Source organism: Streptomyces dengpaensis, from assembly GCF_002946835.1.
Lineage (GTDB): Bacteria > Actinomycetota > Actinomycetes > Streptomycetales > Streptomycetaceae > Streptomyces > Streptomyces dengpaensis.
This window is the reverse complement of sequence record NZ_CP026652.1, coordinates 5555681-5570520: the sequence shown is the minus strand read 5'-3', so window position 1 is coordinate 5570520 and position 14840 is coordinate 5555681. Positions and strand designations below refer to the sequence as shown.

Genomic DNA, 14840 nt, shown 5'->3' with positions numbered 1-14840 from the left:
GGGGCGGACGCAGCCGGTGCGTTGTTACGGGCGCAGCGTCATCTCGCGCTGCACGTCGTGCCGGTCGAGCTTGGCGTCGTAGCGAGCCAGCGGCTTCGCGGCCGACGGATCGGACTGGACCGCCGCCGACGCGACGCCCGCCCACTCCAGGATGCGGGCGGTGGCGAGGGCCTTCTCGTCGGCGACGAGACCGGCGACGTTGGCGCCGTGGTTCAGGCCCGGTGCCGTGAAGACATACGAGTCACGCGCACCCGCCCCGAGGCGGAAGGGCTCGGCCCCCCACGGGTCGTTCTCGCCGTAGACGTAGAGCATGTGGTTGGCGTGGTGGCGCACCCAGGTGTCCACGTCGCGCATCGCCCACGGCTGGAACTCCATCGGGATGGAGCGCGGCACGAAGTTCCGGGGCGGCTGGTAGCTGTACCGGATGTACATCTTCTCGATGTGCGGGAAGTGGATCGTCGGCGCGCCGAGCTGCGTACCCGCCTGGTAGTAGTACGGCGTGTACGTCGTCAGGCCCTGGTCGGTGTAGGCCGAGAAACCGGAGATGCCGTCCACCGACGCCCAGATCTCGTCGTCGGTCGCGTGCGCCGCGTCCGCCGGGATCGCGTCGCAGTCCGACAGCAGGCTGTACTGCCAGAAGCCCCAGACGTAGTCCAGCACGACCGCCTCGTACGCCTTGTCCAGGCTGCCGATCGTGTCGAATGTGAAGCCGTTCTCGGCGGCGAACGCCTCGTACTTCTTCTCCAGCGGCTCCCGGCGCACCAGCGCCTCGCGCTGTACGGCGTTCAGCTTGTCGCGGCACTCCTTGGTGCCGACCTTCGCGAAGAAGCGGTCGTAGGCCGAGTCCTCCTTGTTCACCACGTCGTTGGGGGCGACGTACGCGACGACGCCGTCCATGTCACGCGGGTAGAAACGCTCGTAGTACGTGGCGGTCATGCCGCCCTTGGAGCCGCCCGTGGAGATCCACTTCTTGCCGTAGATCTGCTTGAGGGCCTTGAAGATGCGGTGCTGGTCGCTGGCCGCCTGCCAGATGTCGAGGTTGGACCAGTCGGCCGGGTCGGGCCGGGACGGAGTGAAGAAGCGGTACTCCATCGAGACCTGGTTGCCGTCCACGATCTGGGTCGGCTCGCGGCGGCTGGGGTTCACGGAGACGTTGTAGCCGCCGGTGTAGAAGACCGTCGGGCGTGCGGTGTCCTTGTGCAGCACGGTGATCCGCTGCTGGAACGTGCCCTTCGACGGGTGCCGGTGGTCGACCGGCTGGGTGTAGTTGAGGACGAAGAACCGGTAGCCGGTGTACGGCTTCTCCTCGATCAGGCTCATGCCCGGTATCGCCAGGAGCCGGTCCTTGATGTCCTCGGTGGTCGTTCCGTTGGTGTCGGTGGCCTCCGGCTGGGCGGCGGTGGCCGCCCCGGCCGTGCTCATCGTGCCTATGAGCACGGTGAGCGCCAGCAGCCATCTGAGCGCCTTGCGCATGCACCCTCCCCTGGGAATACGCAGATGTCCGCCGGAAGCTATCGGAGCAACTCACAGGTACACCAGGGGAGATGGGCTGTTTTTACCCGGGGGAGACTCCCGGACCCCCGTCCCGTGCGAAAGCGGTGACTCAGCAGAGGATCCAGCCGGAGTCCACCGAGCCCGATCCGACCGAACCCTTGACGCGGACGCAGCGGCGGCCCGCGTGCACGGTCACCGGGCCCGCGTGATGCTCGAAGTTCCCCCGGTCGACCACCGGCCGGCTGCCGCGCGCCTGCACGCTCACCGACATCGGCTTGCGGGACCCCTGCCGCTTGGGGAAGGTGACGGCGCAGACGTAACCGCCGCGCTTGTAGACCTGCACGGACCCGGTCGAGAAGGGCAGCGTACGGACCTTGCGTCCCGAACAGTACGAGGTGGCCGCCTCCGCGCTGCCGGGGCTCACGAGCGCGAGCAGCCCGGACGCGGTCAGCACGGCCACGCCGAGCGCCAGCCGTCGGCGTATCGCACCACTGTTCACTGTCGTCCCTCCCGCAGCAATCAGCGTACGCGTGTACGGACGCGGGACGTACGGCGGATGGTTGCTCTCGCCGCCGATCCGCCTACTGGCGTCAGGAAGTGGAGCCCGCGGGCGTCAGGCAGTGGAGCCGACCGGCTCCTCCGGCTCCGGCGCCCCCACGAACGTCCGCCACAACTCGGCGTACTGGCCGTCGAGTCGCAGGAGCTCGTCGTGCGTGCCGTCCTCCGCCACCCGCCCGTTGGCCATGACCACGACGCGGTCCGCGCGGGCGGCCGTCGTCAGCCGGTGGGCGACGATCAAGGTGGTGCGCGCGTAAGCGCTCGTTGAGGGGTGGTGGTCGGGCGACGGGCGGGCCGTACGCCGTCCGGCGAGGCGGTCCGTCGCCTGGTTGACCAGCGCCTCCGTGGCCAGGTCGAGGGCAGCCGTGGCCTCGTCGAGGAGCAGGACGTCCGGGTCGACGAGTTCCGCGCGGGCGAGGGCGATCAGCTGGCGCTGGCCCGCGGAGAGGTTGCGGCCGCGCTCGGCGACCTCGTGGAGGTAGCCGCCGTCGAGCGTGGCGATCATGTCGTGCGCGCCGACCGCGCGGGCCGCGGCCTCCACCTCGGCGTCGGTGGCGTCGGGGCGGCCGTAGGCGATGGCGTCACGGACCGTGCCCTGGAAGAGGTATGCCTCCTGGGGGACGACGCCGAGCCGGTGCCGGTACGAGGTCAGCTCCAGCGACCGCAGATCCGCTCCGTCGGCCGTGACGCGCCCGCCGGTCGGGTCGTAGAACCGGGCCACCAGCTTCACCAGGGTCGACTTGCCCGCGCCGGTCTCGCCGACGAAGGCGACGGTCTGCCCGGCGGGTATGCGCAACGACACGCCGCTGAGGGCCTCTTCCGCCTCGTCCGAGGAGCCGTACGCGAAGTCGACGTCCTCGAAGGCGATCTCGCCCCGCAACGACAGGACCTTCAGCGGTTCGTCGGCCGCCTTCGTCGACGTCGGCTCCCGGAGCAGCTCCTGGATGCGGCCCAGCGAGACCGTCGCCTGCTGGTACCCGTCGAAGACCTGCGAGAGCTGCTGCACGGGCGCGAAGAACAGGTCGATGTAGAGGAGGTAGGCGACGAGCGCGCCGGCCGTCAGCGTCCCGGCCTCGATCCGGTGGGCCCCGACCATCAGGACGGCCGCCGCCGCGACCGACGCCAGCAGCTGTACGAACGGGAAGTACACCGATATCAGCCACTGCCCGTGAATACGCGCCTTGCGGTAGCTGTCGCTGCCCTCCGCGAACCGCCGCCCGCCCGAGCGCTCGCGCCGGAAGGCCTGCAGGATCCGCAGCCCGGAGACCGACTCCTGGAGGTCGGCGTTGACCACCGACACCCGCTCACGGGCGAGTTCGTACGCCTTCACGCTCGCCCGGCGGAAGAAGAACGTTCCGATGATCAGCGGCGGCAGCGACACGAAGACGACCAGCGCCAGCTGTATGTCGATCACCAGCAGCGCGGCCATGATGCCGAAGAAGGTGACGACGGAGACGAAGGCGGTGACCAGACCCGTCTGGAGGAAGGTCGAGAGCGCGTCGACGTCGGTCGTCATCCGGGTCATGATCCGGCCCGTCAACTCCCGCTCGTAGTAGTCGAGTCCGAGGCGCTGCAACTGCGCGAAGATCTTCAGCCGCAGCGAGTACAGGACCCGCTCCCCCGTGCGTCCCGTCATCCGCGTCTCGCCGATCTGCGCCGCCCACTGGACGAGCACCGTGATCAGCGCGAGCGCTGCCGCGGCCCACACCGCGCCGAGCGCGAGCCGGGTGACGCCGCTGTCGATGCCGTGCCGGATCAGCACGGGCAGCAGCAGGCTCATGCCCGCGTCGACGGCGACGAGCCCCAGGCTGACCAGGAGGGGCAGCCCGAAACCGTGCAGCAGCCGCCGCAGTCCGTACGATTCCTCGGGCGTGACGGCGCGTCCCTCGTCGATGGCGGGGGTGTCGGTGGCCGCGGGCAACGCCTTGACCTGGGCGAGGAGTTCGGGGGTGGCCGGCATGCCGTCGAGCGCGTTGCCCTTCGGCTCGCGGTCGCCGGTCCACAGGCGGGGAGTGACCCCGCGCTCGGCGTCGAACTCGGCGTCCAGCTCCGCCCGTACGGAGGTGTCCTCCCGCGGCGCGGCGGGCTGGGCGTGTCCCGGGGAGACGCCGCCCAGCTCGTCCGGGTCGGTGAGCAGCCGGCGGTAGAGCGGGGATCGCTCCTGGAGTTCCTCGTGGGTGCCGATGTCGGCGAGCCGGCCGCCGTCGAGGACGGCGATGCGGTCGGCGAGGTTGAGGGTGGAGCGCCGGTGGGCGATGAGGAGGGTCGTGCGGCCCTCCATGACCTCGGCGAGGGCCTCGTGGATCTCGTGCTCGACGCGGGCGTCGACGGCGGAGGTGGCGTCGTCGAGGACGAGCAGACGCGGGTCGGTGAGGATCGCGCGGGCGAGCGCGACGCGCTGCCGCTGGCCGCCGGAGAGGGTGAGGCCGTGCTCGCCGACCTTGGTGGCGTAGCCGTCGGGCATCTCGGCGATGAACCGGTCGGCCTGGGCGGCGCGGGCGGCGGTCTCGATCTGCTCGTCGGTCGCGTCCGGGCGGCCGTACGCGATGTTGGCGCGCACGGTGTCGGAGAAGAGGAAGGAGTCCTCGGGGACCAGCCCGATCGCGGCGCGCAGCGACTCCTGCGTCAGCTCGCGGACGTCGTGGCCGCCGATGAGGACGGCGCCGTGCGTGACGTCGTAGAAGCGCGGGAGGAGGAGGGAGACGGTGGACTTGCCGGACCCGGAGGAACCGACGACGGCGAGGGTCTCGCCGGACCGGATCTCGAAGCTCAGTCCGTCGAGCACCGGCCGCCCGTCCTCGTATGCGAACGACACGTCGTCGAACTCGACCGTGGCGGGCGCGTCGGCGGGCAGCGTCTTCGTCCCGTCCTGGATGGACGGCTCGGTGTCGATGAGTTCGAGGACGCGCTCGGCACCGGCGCGGGCCTGCTGCGCGACCGTGAGCACGACGGCGAGCATGCGTACGGGCCCGACGAGCTGGGCGAGGTACGCGGAGAACGCGACGAACGTACCGAGCGTGATCTGCCCGCGCACGGCCAGCCAGCCGCCCAGCGCGAGCATCGCGACCTGGCCGAGGGCGGGCACGGCCTGGAGGGCCGGGGTGTACGTGGCGTTGAGGCGGACGGAGCGCATCCGCCCGGCGAAGAGCCGCCGCCCGACCTCGCGCAGCTTCCCGGTCTCCTGCTCCTCCTGCCCGAAGCCCTTCACCACGCGTACGCCGCTCACGGCGCCGTCGACGACGCCCGCGACGGCGGCGGCTTGCGCCTGCGCGTACCAGGTGGCGGGGTGCAGCTTGGTGCGGCTGCGCTTGGCGATGAACCAGAGGGCGGGGGCGACCGCGAGCGCGACCAGGGTGAGCGGCAGGGACAGCGAGGCCATGATCCCGAGGGAGATCAGGAAGAGGAGCACGTTCCCGATGGTCATCGGGAGCATGAAGAGCAGGCCCTGGATCAGCTGGAGGTCACTGGTGGCCCGCCCGACGACCTGCCCGGTGGACAGCTCGTCCTGGCGCCGACCGTCGAGCCGGGTGATCGTCTCGTACATCTCGGTCCGCAGATCGTGCTGGACGTCGAGGGCGAGGCGGCCGCCGTAGTAGCGGCGGATGTAGGTGAGGGCGTAGACGACGACAGCCGCGCCTATGAGCATGCCCGCCCAGGGGGCCATGGGGCGGCTGTGGTCATCGATGACGTCGTCGATGATCACCTTTGTGACCAGCGGGACCAGCGCCAGGACGGCCATGCCGGCCAGCGAGGAGCCGAGTGCCAGGACGACGTCCTTCGGATACCGCCACGCGTACCCGGCGAGCCGCCGTGCCCAGCCGGGCTTCTCCCCCTGTTGCGCTGCCACGCCGGTGCCTTCCTTAGATCCTTGTCCGCCGGAACACACCAACGCTCAACGAACCGGATTTCATCCCTCCGCAACAAAGGGGGCACCCACGGTCGCCGTGCGTCACGCACGGGGTCAGACCACGAGGTCCTTGTGGATGGCCCTGGCCACGCCCTGGATGGTGGCGATGCCGTAGTCCATGGTGCTGTTCCCATGCGTGAGCACGGAGATCATGTAGTCGTGGCCGCCGCCGTTGAACGTGCCGACGCTGTGCACGCGCCAGCCGTATGTGGACCGCGAGAGCCAGCCGTTCTTGACGTGCACGGCCACGGACGAGGGCGCCCCCGCCGGCGTACCCCAGCGCTGCGAGGAGACGACCTTGCCCATCAGCTTGAGGGTGTACGCGCGGGAGTTGTCGCTCAGGACGGAGTTCCTGGCCGTGACGAGGGCAAGCAGCTTCTGCTCGTCCTGGACGGTGATCCGGGTGAGCCCCCAGTAGCCGTTGGCGCCCGGCACGGTCTGGGTCATCCCGGCGGCGGTGAGGAAGCCCTTGATCTTCGTCACGCCCAGCTGCTTCCACAGCGTGCTGGTGGAGGCGTTGTCCGACTTGGTGATCATGGCGGTGGCGAGTTCGGCCTCGCGCGCCGTCAAGTAGCGGTTGTGCTTCTTGGCGTCCCACAGCAGCGTGGCGAGCACCGTCACCTTCACGACGCTGGCCGAGTCGAAGGCGGTGCTGCTCCGCAGGGTGCATCGGGTGTTGGTGCTGCGGTCGTAGAGGCCGACCGCGATCGTGCCCTTGCGGTTCGCGAGCGCCGCGGTGATGTCCTTCTGCAGCTTGGTGGCCAGGCCCGCCTGGTTCGACGTACAGCTGACCGTCGGCGTGGTGGCCGCGGCGGCGGGCGCCGCGGCCACGACGATCGGCACGATCACTCCAGCACCGAGGCTCGCTGCGAGCACACGGGTACCCCGGGCTATCCGGTGAGTCATAGAGGCTTCCCATCCCCTGGAACCGATGTGAACACGCCACGCAGGCGCGTTCGCACCGGTTGACTCGCGGAACTGGCCGAAAGTTGTACGGGTGCCGTTCCCGTGCCACCGCTCCCCACGCTCCACACGCCTCAACGCGCGCCCACAGCAGGCGACTTGCCGGTTTCCGACACGGGATGGACATGCCGCGTTCATTCCCAGAAACGCATGTGCATGCCACGCTCCCGAATGTCCCGCTCATTCAATCCGCGTAGATCGGACACCTCCATGCCCGCGACGCTGACACGCCGCCGCTGGAAGCCCCTGGCGCTCGCCACGTCGGCTGTCCTGGTCGGCCTCACTCTCCCCGCGCTGACCGCGACCCCGGCCGGCGCCACGACCACGGCGTACGACGACACGTACTACGCCGACGCGATCGGCAAGACCGGCCCGAGCCTCAAGTCCTCGCTGCACACGATCATCAGCGACCAGACGACGATCTCGTACTCGGCCGTCTGGACCGCGCTGAAGGTGACGGACCAGGACCCGAACAACAGCAACAACGTGAAGCTGCTGTACTCGGGCATCTCCCGCAGCAAGTCGCTGAACGGCGGCGCCACCGGCAACTGGAACCGCGAGCACGTGTGGGCCCAGTCCCACGGCGACTTCGGCACCTCGGCCGGCCCCGGCACGGACCTCCACCACCTGCGCCCCGAGGACGTCCAGGTCAACAGCATCCGCGGCAACAAGGACTTCGACAACGGCGGCAGCTCGTTCACCAACAGCGGCGGCAGCCTCACCGACTCGAACTCCTTCGAGCCGCGCGACGCCGTCAAGGGCGACGTGGCCCGCATGATCCTCTACATGGCCGTGCGCTACGAGGGCGGCGACAGCTGGCCCGACCTGGAGCCGAACGACGCGGTCACCAACGGCAGCGTCCCCTACCACGGCCGCCTCTCGGTCCTGAAGCAGTGGAACGACGAGGACCCGCCGGACGCCTTCGAGGAGAACCGCAACCAGGTCATCTACGACACCTACCAGCACAACCGCAACCCGTTCATCGACCACCCGGAGTGGGTCGAGTCGATCTGGTAACCGGTGCCGCGAGCTGAACACCCCCTGTTCTACGGGGTGTTCAGCTCAATCCCGCGAGTTCAGCCCTCCCGCAACGCGAACCACAGCTCCATCCGCACGTCAGGGTCGTCGAGGTCCATCCCCAGCAACGCCGCGCACCGCGCGATGCGTTGGCGGACGGTGTTGCGGTGGACGGACAGGGCCACCGCCGTGCGGTCCCAGCTGCCGTGCAGGGAGAGCCACGTGCGGAGGGTCTCGGTGAGGGCGGGGGTGGCGGAGACCGGGGCGAGGAGCGCGTGGGCGTGGGCCTCGGCGTCGGCCGGGGGGACGAGGTCCGCGAGGGCGGGGCGCTCGCCGTGGCGGACGAGTGCGGTGCGGGTCGCGCGGGCGCGGGCCAGGGCGCGGGCCGCCTGTGTGTCGGCCGCCGCCCACTCGTGCGGGCCGACGGGCGCGCTGACCCCGCAGGTCCAGCCCGGCTGCGCGGCGGGCTCGCGGTCGCCGGGGACGAGGACGCGTACGACGTCGTCGCCCGCGTCGACCAGCGCGGACCCCAGCGCCGCCCCCAGCGCGGACGCGGAGACGGCGTCCGGCGCGGGGCCGTCCCCGGCGGGCCGCGCGTGCACGACGACCCACCGTTCCCCGCCCAGCAACGGCGCGACCGACTCCGGCTCGGCTCCCAGCAGCAACCGCACCAGGGCCGCCGACCGCGCCGCCCCGCTCACGCTCTGGTGCTCCCCGGTGAGGAGGGAGAGCAGTACAGCGGCGACGGAGGCGATGGTGTGATCCCCGGGTTCCCGACGCGGCGCCGCGACCCCGAGGACGAAGCCCTGCCCGGCGCCCAGCGCGTACGCCGCGAGGTACACCCCACCCACGGTGTCGGTCGCGGAGGAGGGCACGGCCCCCTTCCCCTCCCCGGGCCGCACAACAGCGGCCAGCTCGGCGAGGGACTGCGTGACCGGGAGCGCGCTGTCGGCCCCTGACACCCTCCCCGCCCCCGCCAGCTCCACCCCGTCCGGTCCGTACAGCACCGCCCAGCCCCCCACCCGCTGGGCCAGCTGTCGCAGCACGGCCGGTACCGGGTCAGGGCGCGCCGCCGCGGCCGCCAGGCTCTGCTGGGCCTCCGTCACCCGTCGCAGTTCGGCCAGCCGGGCCTGCGCCATCAGCTGCCAGACCGCCCGCGCGATGCCCGAGAACGTGGTCTGGGGCGGGACCTCCAGCAGCGGAAGGCCGTACGCGTCGCACGCCGCCACCAGCGCCCGGGGAACCGTGTCGTGCACCGGGGCAAGGCCGAAGCCGAGCGCCGCGCCGCCCGCCGCCACGATCCGGGAGACGTAGTCGTCGAAGTAGGTACCGGAGCCGGCGGCCTCCGGGATGTGGACCCCGGCCGTCAGCAGCAGCTCGCCGCCGAGCAGATACGGGTACGGGTCCGCCATCTCCGACGTGTGCACCCAGAAGATCACCGTCGCCTCGTCCACCGGGCCCGCGATCTGGCGCAGGGCCAGGTCATCGCGGGCCAGGAGCGCCGACAGCGGCACCGCGGGCGTGGGGGGTACGGCAGGTGCAGAAGGTGGCTGTGCGTCCGACATGGTGGACGGTTCCTCCATCCGGTCAAGCGGCAGTGGATGAAACGTACACTTCAGTGTCGCTTGCCGGCCACCTAGTGTCATGACCGCCGGCAGCCGCGGGTACGGGCGGATGTCCCCGCGATCAGCCACCGGCCAGTCCCCCACCACTCCCCATAGACCTGCACGACACGCCACCGAGCGCGCGGAGGAGATCCATGGCCGTCGACTACATAGTGATCGTCGTCTATTTGGCCGGCATGCTGGTCATGGGCTGGTGGGGCATGCGCCGCGCCAGGTCCAAGAGTGAGTTCCTCGTGGCTGGGCGGCGGCTCGGGCCCTCCATGTACTCCGGGACGATGGCGGCGATCGTCCTCGGCGGCGCGTCCACCATCGGCGGCGTCGGGCTCGGGTACCAGTACGGGCTGTCCGGGGCCTGGATGGTCTTCACCATCGGCCTCGGCCTCCTCGCCCTCTCCATCTTCTTCTCCGCCCGCATCGCCCGCCTGAAGGTCTACACCGTCTCCGAGATGCTGGACCTGCGGTACGGCGGGCGGGCGGGCGTCATCTCCGGCGTGGTCATGTGGGCGTACACCCTCATGCTCGCGGTCACCTCGACCATCGCCTACGCCACGATCTTCGACGTCCTCTTCGACATGAACCGGACGCTCGCGATCGTCCTCGGCGGCTCGATCGTCGTCGCCTACTCGACGCTCGGCGGCATGTGGTCGATCACCATCACCGACATGGTGCAGTTCGTCGTGAAGACCATCGGCGTGCTCCTTCTCCTTCTCCCCATCGCCGTCGTCAAGGCCGGCGGGTTCAGCGAGATGAAGGCCAAGCTGCCCACCGAGTACTTCGACCCGCTGGGCATCGGCGGCGAGACGATCTTCACGTACGTGCTGATCTATACGTTCGGCATGCTCATCGGGCAGGACATCTGGCAGCGCGTCTTCACCGCGCGCAGCGACAAGACCGCCAAGTGGGGCGGCACCGTCGCGGGCACCTACTGCCTGGTGTACGCCCTCGCGGGCGCCGTCATCGGTACCGCGGCCAAGGTCCTCTACCCGAAGCTGCCCAGTGCGGACGCTGCCTTCGCGACCATCGTCAAGGACGAACTCCCGGTCGGCGTACGGGGACTGGTGCTCGCCGCGGCCCTGGCGGCCGTCATGTCCACCTCCTCCGGCGCACTCATCGCCTGCGCCACCGTCGCGAACAACGACATCTGGTCGCGGTTGCGCGGAGTCGTGAAGCGCGACGGCGAGGAGCATGACGAGGTCAAGGGCAACCGCACCTTCATCCTCATCATGGGCATCGCGGTGATCGGTACGGCGATCGCGCTCAACGACGTCGTCCAGGCGCTGACCGTCGCGTACAACCTGCTCGTCGGCGGCCTGCTCGTGCCGATCCTCGGCGGACTGCTGTGGAAGCGCGGCACGGGGCAGGGCGCGCTCGCCTCCGTCGTCGTCGGCGGTGTCGCGGTCATCGGCCTGATGGCGACGTACGGCATCCTCGCCAACGAGCCCATCTACTACGGCCTGTTGTCCTCCCTGGTCACCTATGTCGTCGTCTCCCTGGCGACCAAGCCGACCGACGCGGCCGTACTCGCCGCCTGGCGCGATCGTCTCGCCGGACGGACTCCCGAACTCGCGTCCGAACCGGTCCCGGCTCACCAGTAGAGTCGGAGCGCGAGCAGTACATACGCGACGAAGCGCAGGAAAGAAGGCAAGGAAAGAAATGAGCAGCAACGAGATGCCCCGCGGGCCCGTCGACTCCTCCCGGATTCCGCGGTACGCAGGTCCCGCGACCTTCGCCCGGCTGCCGCGCCTCGACGAGGTCGGCACCGCCGATGTCGCCGTGGTCGGCGTGCCGTTCGACTCCGGCGTCTCGTACCGGCCGGGCGCCCGCTTCGGCGGCAACGCGATCCGCGAGGCGTCCCGGCTGCTGCGCCCCTACAACCCGGCGCAGGACGCCTCCCCGTTCGCCCTCGCGCAGGTCGCGGACGCCGGTGACATAGCGGCGAACCCGTTCAACATCAACGAGGCCGTGGAGACGGTGGAGGCCGCCGCGGACGAGCTGCTGGGGACGGGCGCCCGGCTGATGACGCTGGGCGGCGACCACACCATCGCCCTCCCGCTTCTGCGCTCCGTCGCGAAGAAGCACGGGCCGGTGGCCCTCCTCCACTTCGACGCGCACCTCGACACCTGGGACACGTACTTCGGCGCGGAGTACACGCACGGCACGCCGTTCCGCCGGGCGGTCGAGGAGGGAATCCTGGACACGGAGGCCCTCTCGCACGTCGGCACCCGCGGCCCGCTGTACGGCAAGCAGGACCTCACCGACGACGAGAAGATGGGCTTCGGCATCGTCACGTCCGCCGACATCTACCGTCGCGGCGCGGACGAGGTCGCCGACCAGCTGCGCCAGCGCATCGGCGACCGCCCGCTGTACATCTCCATCGACATCGACTGCCTCGACCCGGCGCACGCGCCCGGCACCGGCACCCCCGAGGCGGGCGGCATGACCTCCCGCGAACTCCTGGAGATCCTGCGGGGGCTGGCGTCCTGCAACCTGGTCTCGGCCGACGTCGTGGAGGTCGCCCCGGCCTACGACCACGCCGAGATCACGGCGGTGGCGGCGTCCCACACGGCTTACGAGCTGACGACCATCATGTCCCGCCAGATTGCAGAGGCCCGCGCGAAGTGACGCACGACCACGACCTGGTACTCCGTCCGTCCGCCGCGCAGACGGAGGCCGCGCTGAACCCTCCCCCCGGCCGCAACGGCGGAGACCTGGTCGTGGAGACCCTCTCCGGTCTCGGTGCGACGACCGTCTTCGGCCTGCCGGGCCAGCACGCGCTGGGCATGTTCGACGCCCTGCGCCGGTCTTCGCTCCGGTACATCGGCCTGCGCGTCGAGAACAACGCCGGGTTCGCGGCGGACGCTTACGGCCGGATCACCGGTGAGGCGGCTCCGCTGCTGCTGTCGACGGGGCCGGGCGCGCTGACGTCGCTGGCGGCGTTGCAGGAGGCGGCATCGGCCTCCGCGCCCGTCCTGGCGATCAGCAGCCAGATCCCGACGGCGGGTCTGGGCGGCGGCCGGCATGGCTACCTGCACGAACTCCCGGACCAGTCGGCCTCGTTCAGGGGCGTGGTGAAGTCGGTTCACACGGTCCGTACGCAGTCGCAGATCCCCTCGGCGATCGCCGAGGCGTGGAAGTCGGCGCTGACGGCTCCGCACGGCCCGGTGTGGGTGGAGATCCCGCAGGACGTCCTCCTCGCCGCAACGCACCTGCCGGTGGTCACGGCGATGGACGCGACGCCGGAGGACGTGGTCCCGCGCCCCGAACTGACGGCGGTGGCCGCAGACTTGCTGTCCCACGCCGAGCGCCCGGCGATCATCGCGGGCGGAGGCGTCGTACGAGCGGACGCGTCGGGCAAGCTGCGGCAGCTCGCGGAGAAGCTTCAGGCACCGGTCGTGACGACCTTCGGCGGCAAGGGCGCGTTCCCGTGGACGCACCCCCTCTCCCTCCAGTCCTGGCTGGAGGACCGCCACACCACGGACTTCCTGGAGGACGCGGACGTACTCCTGGTCGTCGGCTCGGGCCTCGGCGAACTCTCCTCGAACTACCACACGTTCAAGCCCCGCGGCCGTGTGATCCAGATCGAGGCCGACCTCGGCAAGCTGGAGTCCAACCACCCGGCACTCGGCATCCACGCGGACGCGCGCCTGGCCCTGCAGGCGCTGCTGGAGACGGTGTCGGAGCGGGCGGACGACACGGCACCGGACCGCGTACGAACGCTGCTCGCGAAGGTCGCCGATTGCATCGCTTCTCAGGAACTCGCCCTGGAACAGGACGTGTTGGCGTCGGTACGCCGGGCGCTCCCGTCCTCGTCCCCGTCCTTCTGGGATATGACGATCCTCGCCTACTGGGCGTGGTCCGCCTTCGACCCACGCGGGGCGAACACCATGCACTCGGCCCAGGGCGCGGGCGGCCTCGGCTACGGCTTCCCGGCGGCGCTGGGCGCGGCGGCGGCCGACCCGACGCGACCGGTGCTGGCGGTCTCGGGCGACGGAGGAGCCCTGTACTCCATCGCCGAACTGGCGACGGCCAGGCAGTACGGCCTGAACGTCACCTGGCTCATCGTCGACGACGGCGGCTACGGCATCCTCCGCGAGTACATGACGGACGCCTTCGGCCAGTCGACGGCGACGGAACTGTCCCGCCCGGACTACGTGGCCCTGGCCGAGTCCTTCGGCGTCCCGGGCATCCACACGTCTCCCGAGACCTTGGAGGAGGACCTCGCCAGGGCCCTGGCCACGCCCGGCCCCTCGGTGGTCGTACTCCCCGCCGTCCTGCGGATGTTCGCGCCGACGCATCTGGGCTGAGGGGAAAGCCGCGGACGCCCCGCCGACTTGGGGCCGTCCGCGGCGCGCGGCGGTCACGGGGAACCCGGAGGCCACTCGGGCAACGTAACTCCGAGTGACGCGTATCCCAGCGCTCGGGACATCGGCCCGGCTTGCGCGGCGCACCGGCACAATGGGAGGCATGCCGATACCCGGGACTCCCAGCCGCGCCGAGCTTGTCGACCATCTCGTACGGACCCGTATCGCGGGCGATGTCGCCACGCCCCGCGAGAACAACCTCTCCCACTACCGCAAGCTCGCGAACGGCGACCGCCACTTCTGGCTCGGCCTGGAGCTCGGTGACCGCTGGACCGACGAGCAGGACGTCCTCGCGGTGATGGCGGAGCGGTGCGGTGTGAGCGACGACCCGGAGTACCGGTACGGGCAGGACACCATCGACCCGGAACTGACCGTGGACGCCCTGGACCGGGCCGCGGCGCGGCTGCGCAAGGCGGCGGCCGGGAAGCAGCGGGTGCTGTTCGCGACCGGTCACCCCGGTGGGCTGCTCGACGTGCATCGCGCCACGGCGGCCGCCCTGCGTGCCGCCGGCTGCGAGATCGTCGTCATCCCGGACGGGCTGCAGACCGACGAGGGGTACGTCATGCAGTTCGCCGACGTCGCCGTGCTGGAGCATGGTGCCACCCTCTGGCACACCCATTCGGGTGAGCCGATGCGTGCGATCCTCGCCGGCCTCGAGCGTGAGGGGCGCCCGCTTCCCGACCTGGTCTTCGCCGACCACGGGTGGGCAGGGCGCGCCGGCCAGCAGGGCATCGACTCCATCGGGTATGCCGACTGCAACGACCCCGCCCTGTTCCTCGCCGAGGCCGACGGCACCGTCCAGGTGACCATTCCGCTCGACGACCACGTCACGAGCCCGCGGTTCTACGACCCGATGACGGCCTATCTGCTGTCCGCGGCGGACCTGGCCTAGGGTGCGGCCGTCGATCCCGGGGC

10 protein-coding genes are annotated in these 14840 nt (G+C 70.7%); 5 read left to right on the top strand and 5 right to left on the bottom strand.

From position 1 onward, the window contains the following. Positions 1–24: 24 nt before the first annotated feature. The 4 genes from C4B68_RS25845 to C4B68_RS25830 form a co-directional block, all read right to left on the bottom strand. A complete protein-coding gene (locus C4B68_RS25845) occupies positions 25–1473 on the bottom strand; it encodes a S28 family serine protease (RefSeq protein WP_099499409.1) in 1449 nt (482 codons plus the stop codon). Between the two features lie 130 nt (positions 1474–1603). Then, positions 1604–1993 carry a hypothetical protein gene (locus C4B68_RS25840; RefSeq protein ID WP_099499410.1) on the bottom strand — a complete coding sequence of 130 codons (390 nt, stop codon included), beginning with the start codon at positions 1991–1993 and terminating at the stop codon, positions 1604–1606. A 114-nt stretch (positions 1994–2107) separates the two neighbouring features. Beyond that, positions 2108–5899: an ABC transporter ATP-binding protein gene (locus tag C4B68_RS25835; protein ID WP_099499411.1), complete on the bottom strand. Its 3792-nt coding sequence runs from the start codon at positions 5897–5899 to the stop codon at positions 2108–2110. A 114-nt stretch (positions 5900–6013) separates the two neighbouring features. Continuing rightward, positions 6014–6865: a serine hydrolase gene (locus tag C4B68_RS25830; protein WP_099499412.1), complete on the bottom strand. Its 852-nt coding sequence runs from the start codon at positions 6863–6865 to the stop codon at positions 6014–6016. 267 nt (positions 6866–7132) lie between these two features. Here C4B68_RS25830 and C4B68_RS25825 point away from each other — a divergent pair, with 267 nt between their 5' ends. Next, a complete protein-coding gene (locus C4B68_RS25825; protein ID WP_099499413.1) occupies positions 7133–7939 on the top strand; it encodes an endonuclease I family protein in 807 nt (268 codons plus the stop codon). 59 nt (positions 7940–7998) lie between these two features. Here C4B68_RS25825 and C4B68_RS25820 read toward each other — a convergent pair whose 3' ends face one another. Beyond that, positions 7999–9522 (bottom strand): PucR family transcriptional regulator, encoded by a 1524-nt coding sequence (locus C4B68_RS25820; RefSeq protein ID WP_180289166.1) that lies wholly within the window; start codon positions 9520–9522, stop codon positions 7999–8001. Positions 9523–9698: 176 nt separating this feature from the next. Between C4B68_RS25820 and C4B68_RS25815 the strand changes: the two genes are divergently transcribed. The 4 genes from C4B68_RS25815 to C4B68_RS25800 all read left to right on the top strand — a co-directional run bounded on the left by C4B68_RS25815 (position 9699) and on the right by C4B68_RS25800 (position 14817). After that, on the top strand, positions 9699–11159 hold the full coding sequence (locus tag C4B68_RS25815) for a sodium:solute symporter family protein (RefSeq protein WP_099499414.1): 1461 nt from the start codon (positions 9699–9701) through the stop codon (positions 11157–11159). 58 nt (positions 11160–11217) lie between these two features. Next, a complete protein-coding gene (gene speB / locus C4B68_RS25810) occupies positions 11218–12186 on the top strand; it encodes an agmatinase (protein WP_099499415.1) in 969 nt (322 codons plus the stop codon). Further along, complete coding sequence (locus C4B68_RS25805; protein WP_099499416.1) at positions 12183–13868, top strand: thiamine pyrophosphate-binding protein; 1686 nt, start codon at positions 12183–12185, stop codon at positions 13866–13868. The genes speB and C4B68_RS25805 overlap by 4 nt, the downstream gene beginning before the upstream one ends. Positions 13869–14028: 160 nt before the next feature. After that, positions 14029–14817 (top strand): phosphatase, encoded by a 789-nt coding sequence (locus C4B68_RS25800; RefSeq protein WP_099499417.1) that lies wholly within the window; start codon positions 14029–14031, stop codon positions 14815–14817. Positions 14818–14840 lie beyond the last annotated feature (23 nt).

What these genes read in the sequence shown, in the direction of transcription:
- C4B68_RS25845 (WP_099499409.1), bottom strand. Translation starts at nt 1,473, where the DNA reads ATGCGCAAGGCGCTCAGATGGCTGCTGGCGCTCACCGTGCTCATAGGC.
- C4B68_RS25830 (WP_099499412.1), bottom strand. Translation starts at nt 6,865, where the DNA reads ATGACTCACCGGATAGCCCGGGGTACCCGTGTGCTCGCAGCGAGCCTC.
- C4B68_RS25825 (WP_099499413.1), top strand. Translation starts at nt 7,133, where the DNA reads ATGCCCGCGACGCTGACACGCCGCCGCTGGAAGCCCCTGGCGCTCGCC.
- C4B68_RS25820 (WP_180289166.1), bottom strand. Translation starts at nt 9,522, where the DNA reads ATGGAGGAACCGTCCACCATGTCGGACGCACAGCCACCTTCTGCACCT.
- C4B68_RS25815 (WP_099499414.1), top strand. Translation starts at nt 9,699, where the DNA reads ATGGCCGTCGACTACATAGTGATCGTCGTCTATTTGGCCGGCATGCTG.
- speB (WP_099499415.1), top strand. Translation starts at nt 11,218, where the DNA reads ATGAGCAGCAACGAGATGCCCCGCGGGCCCGTCGACTCCTCCCGGATT.
- C4B68_RS25800 (WP_099499417.1), top strand. Translation starts at nt 14,029, where the DNA reads ATGCCGATACCCGGGACTCCCAGCCGCGCCGAGCTTGTCGACCATCTC.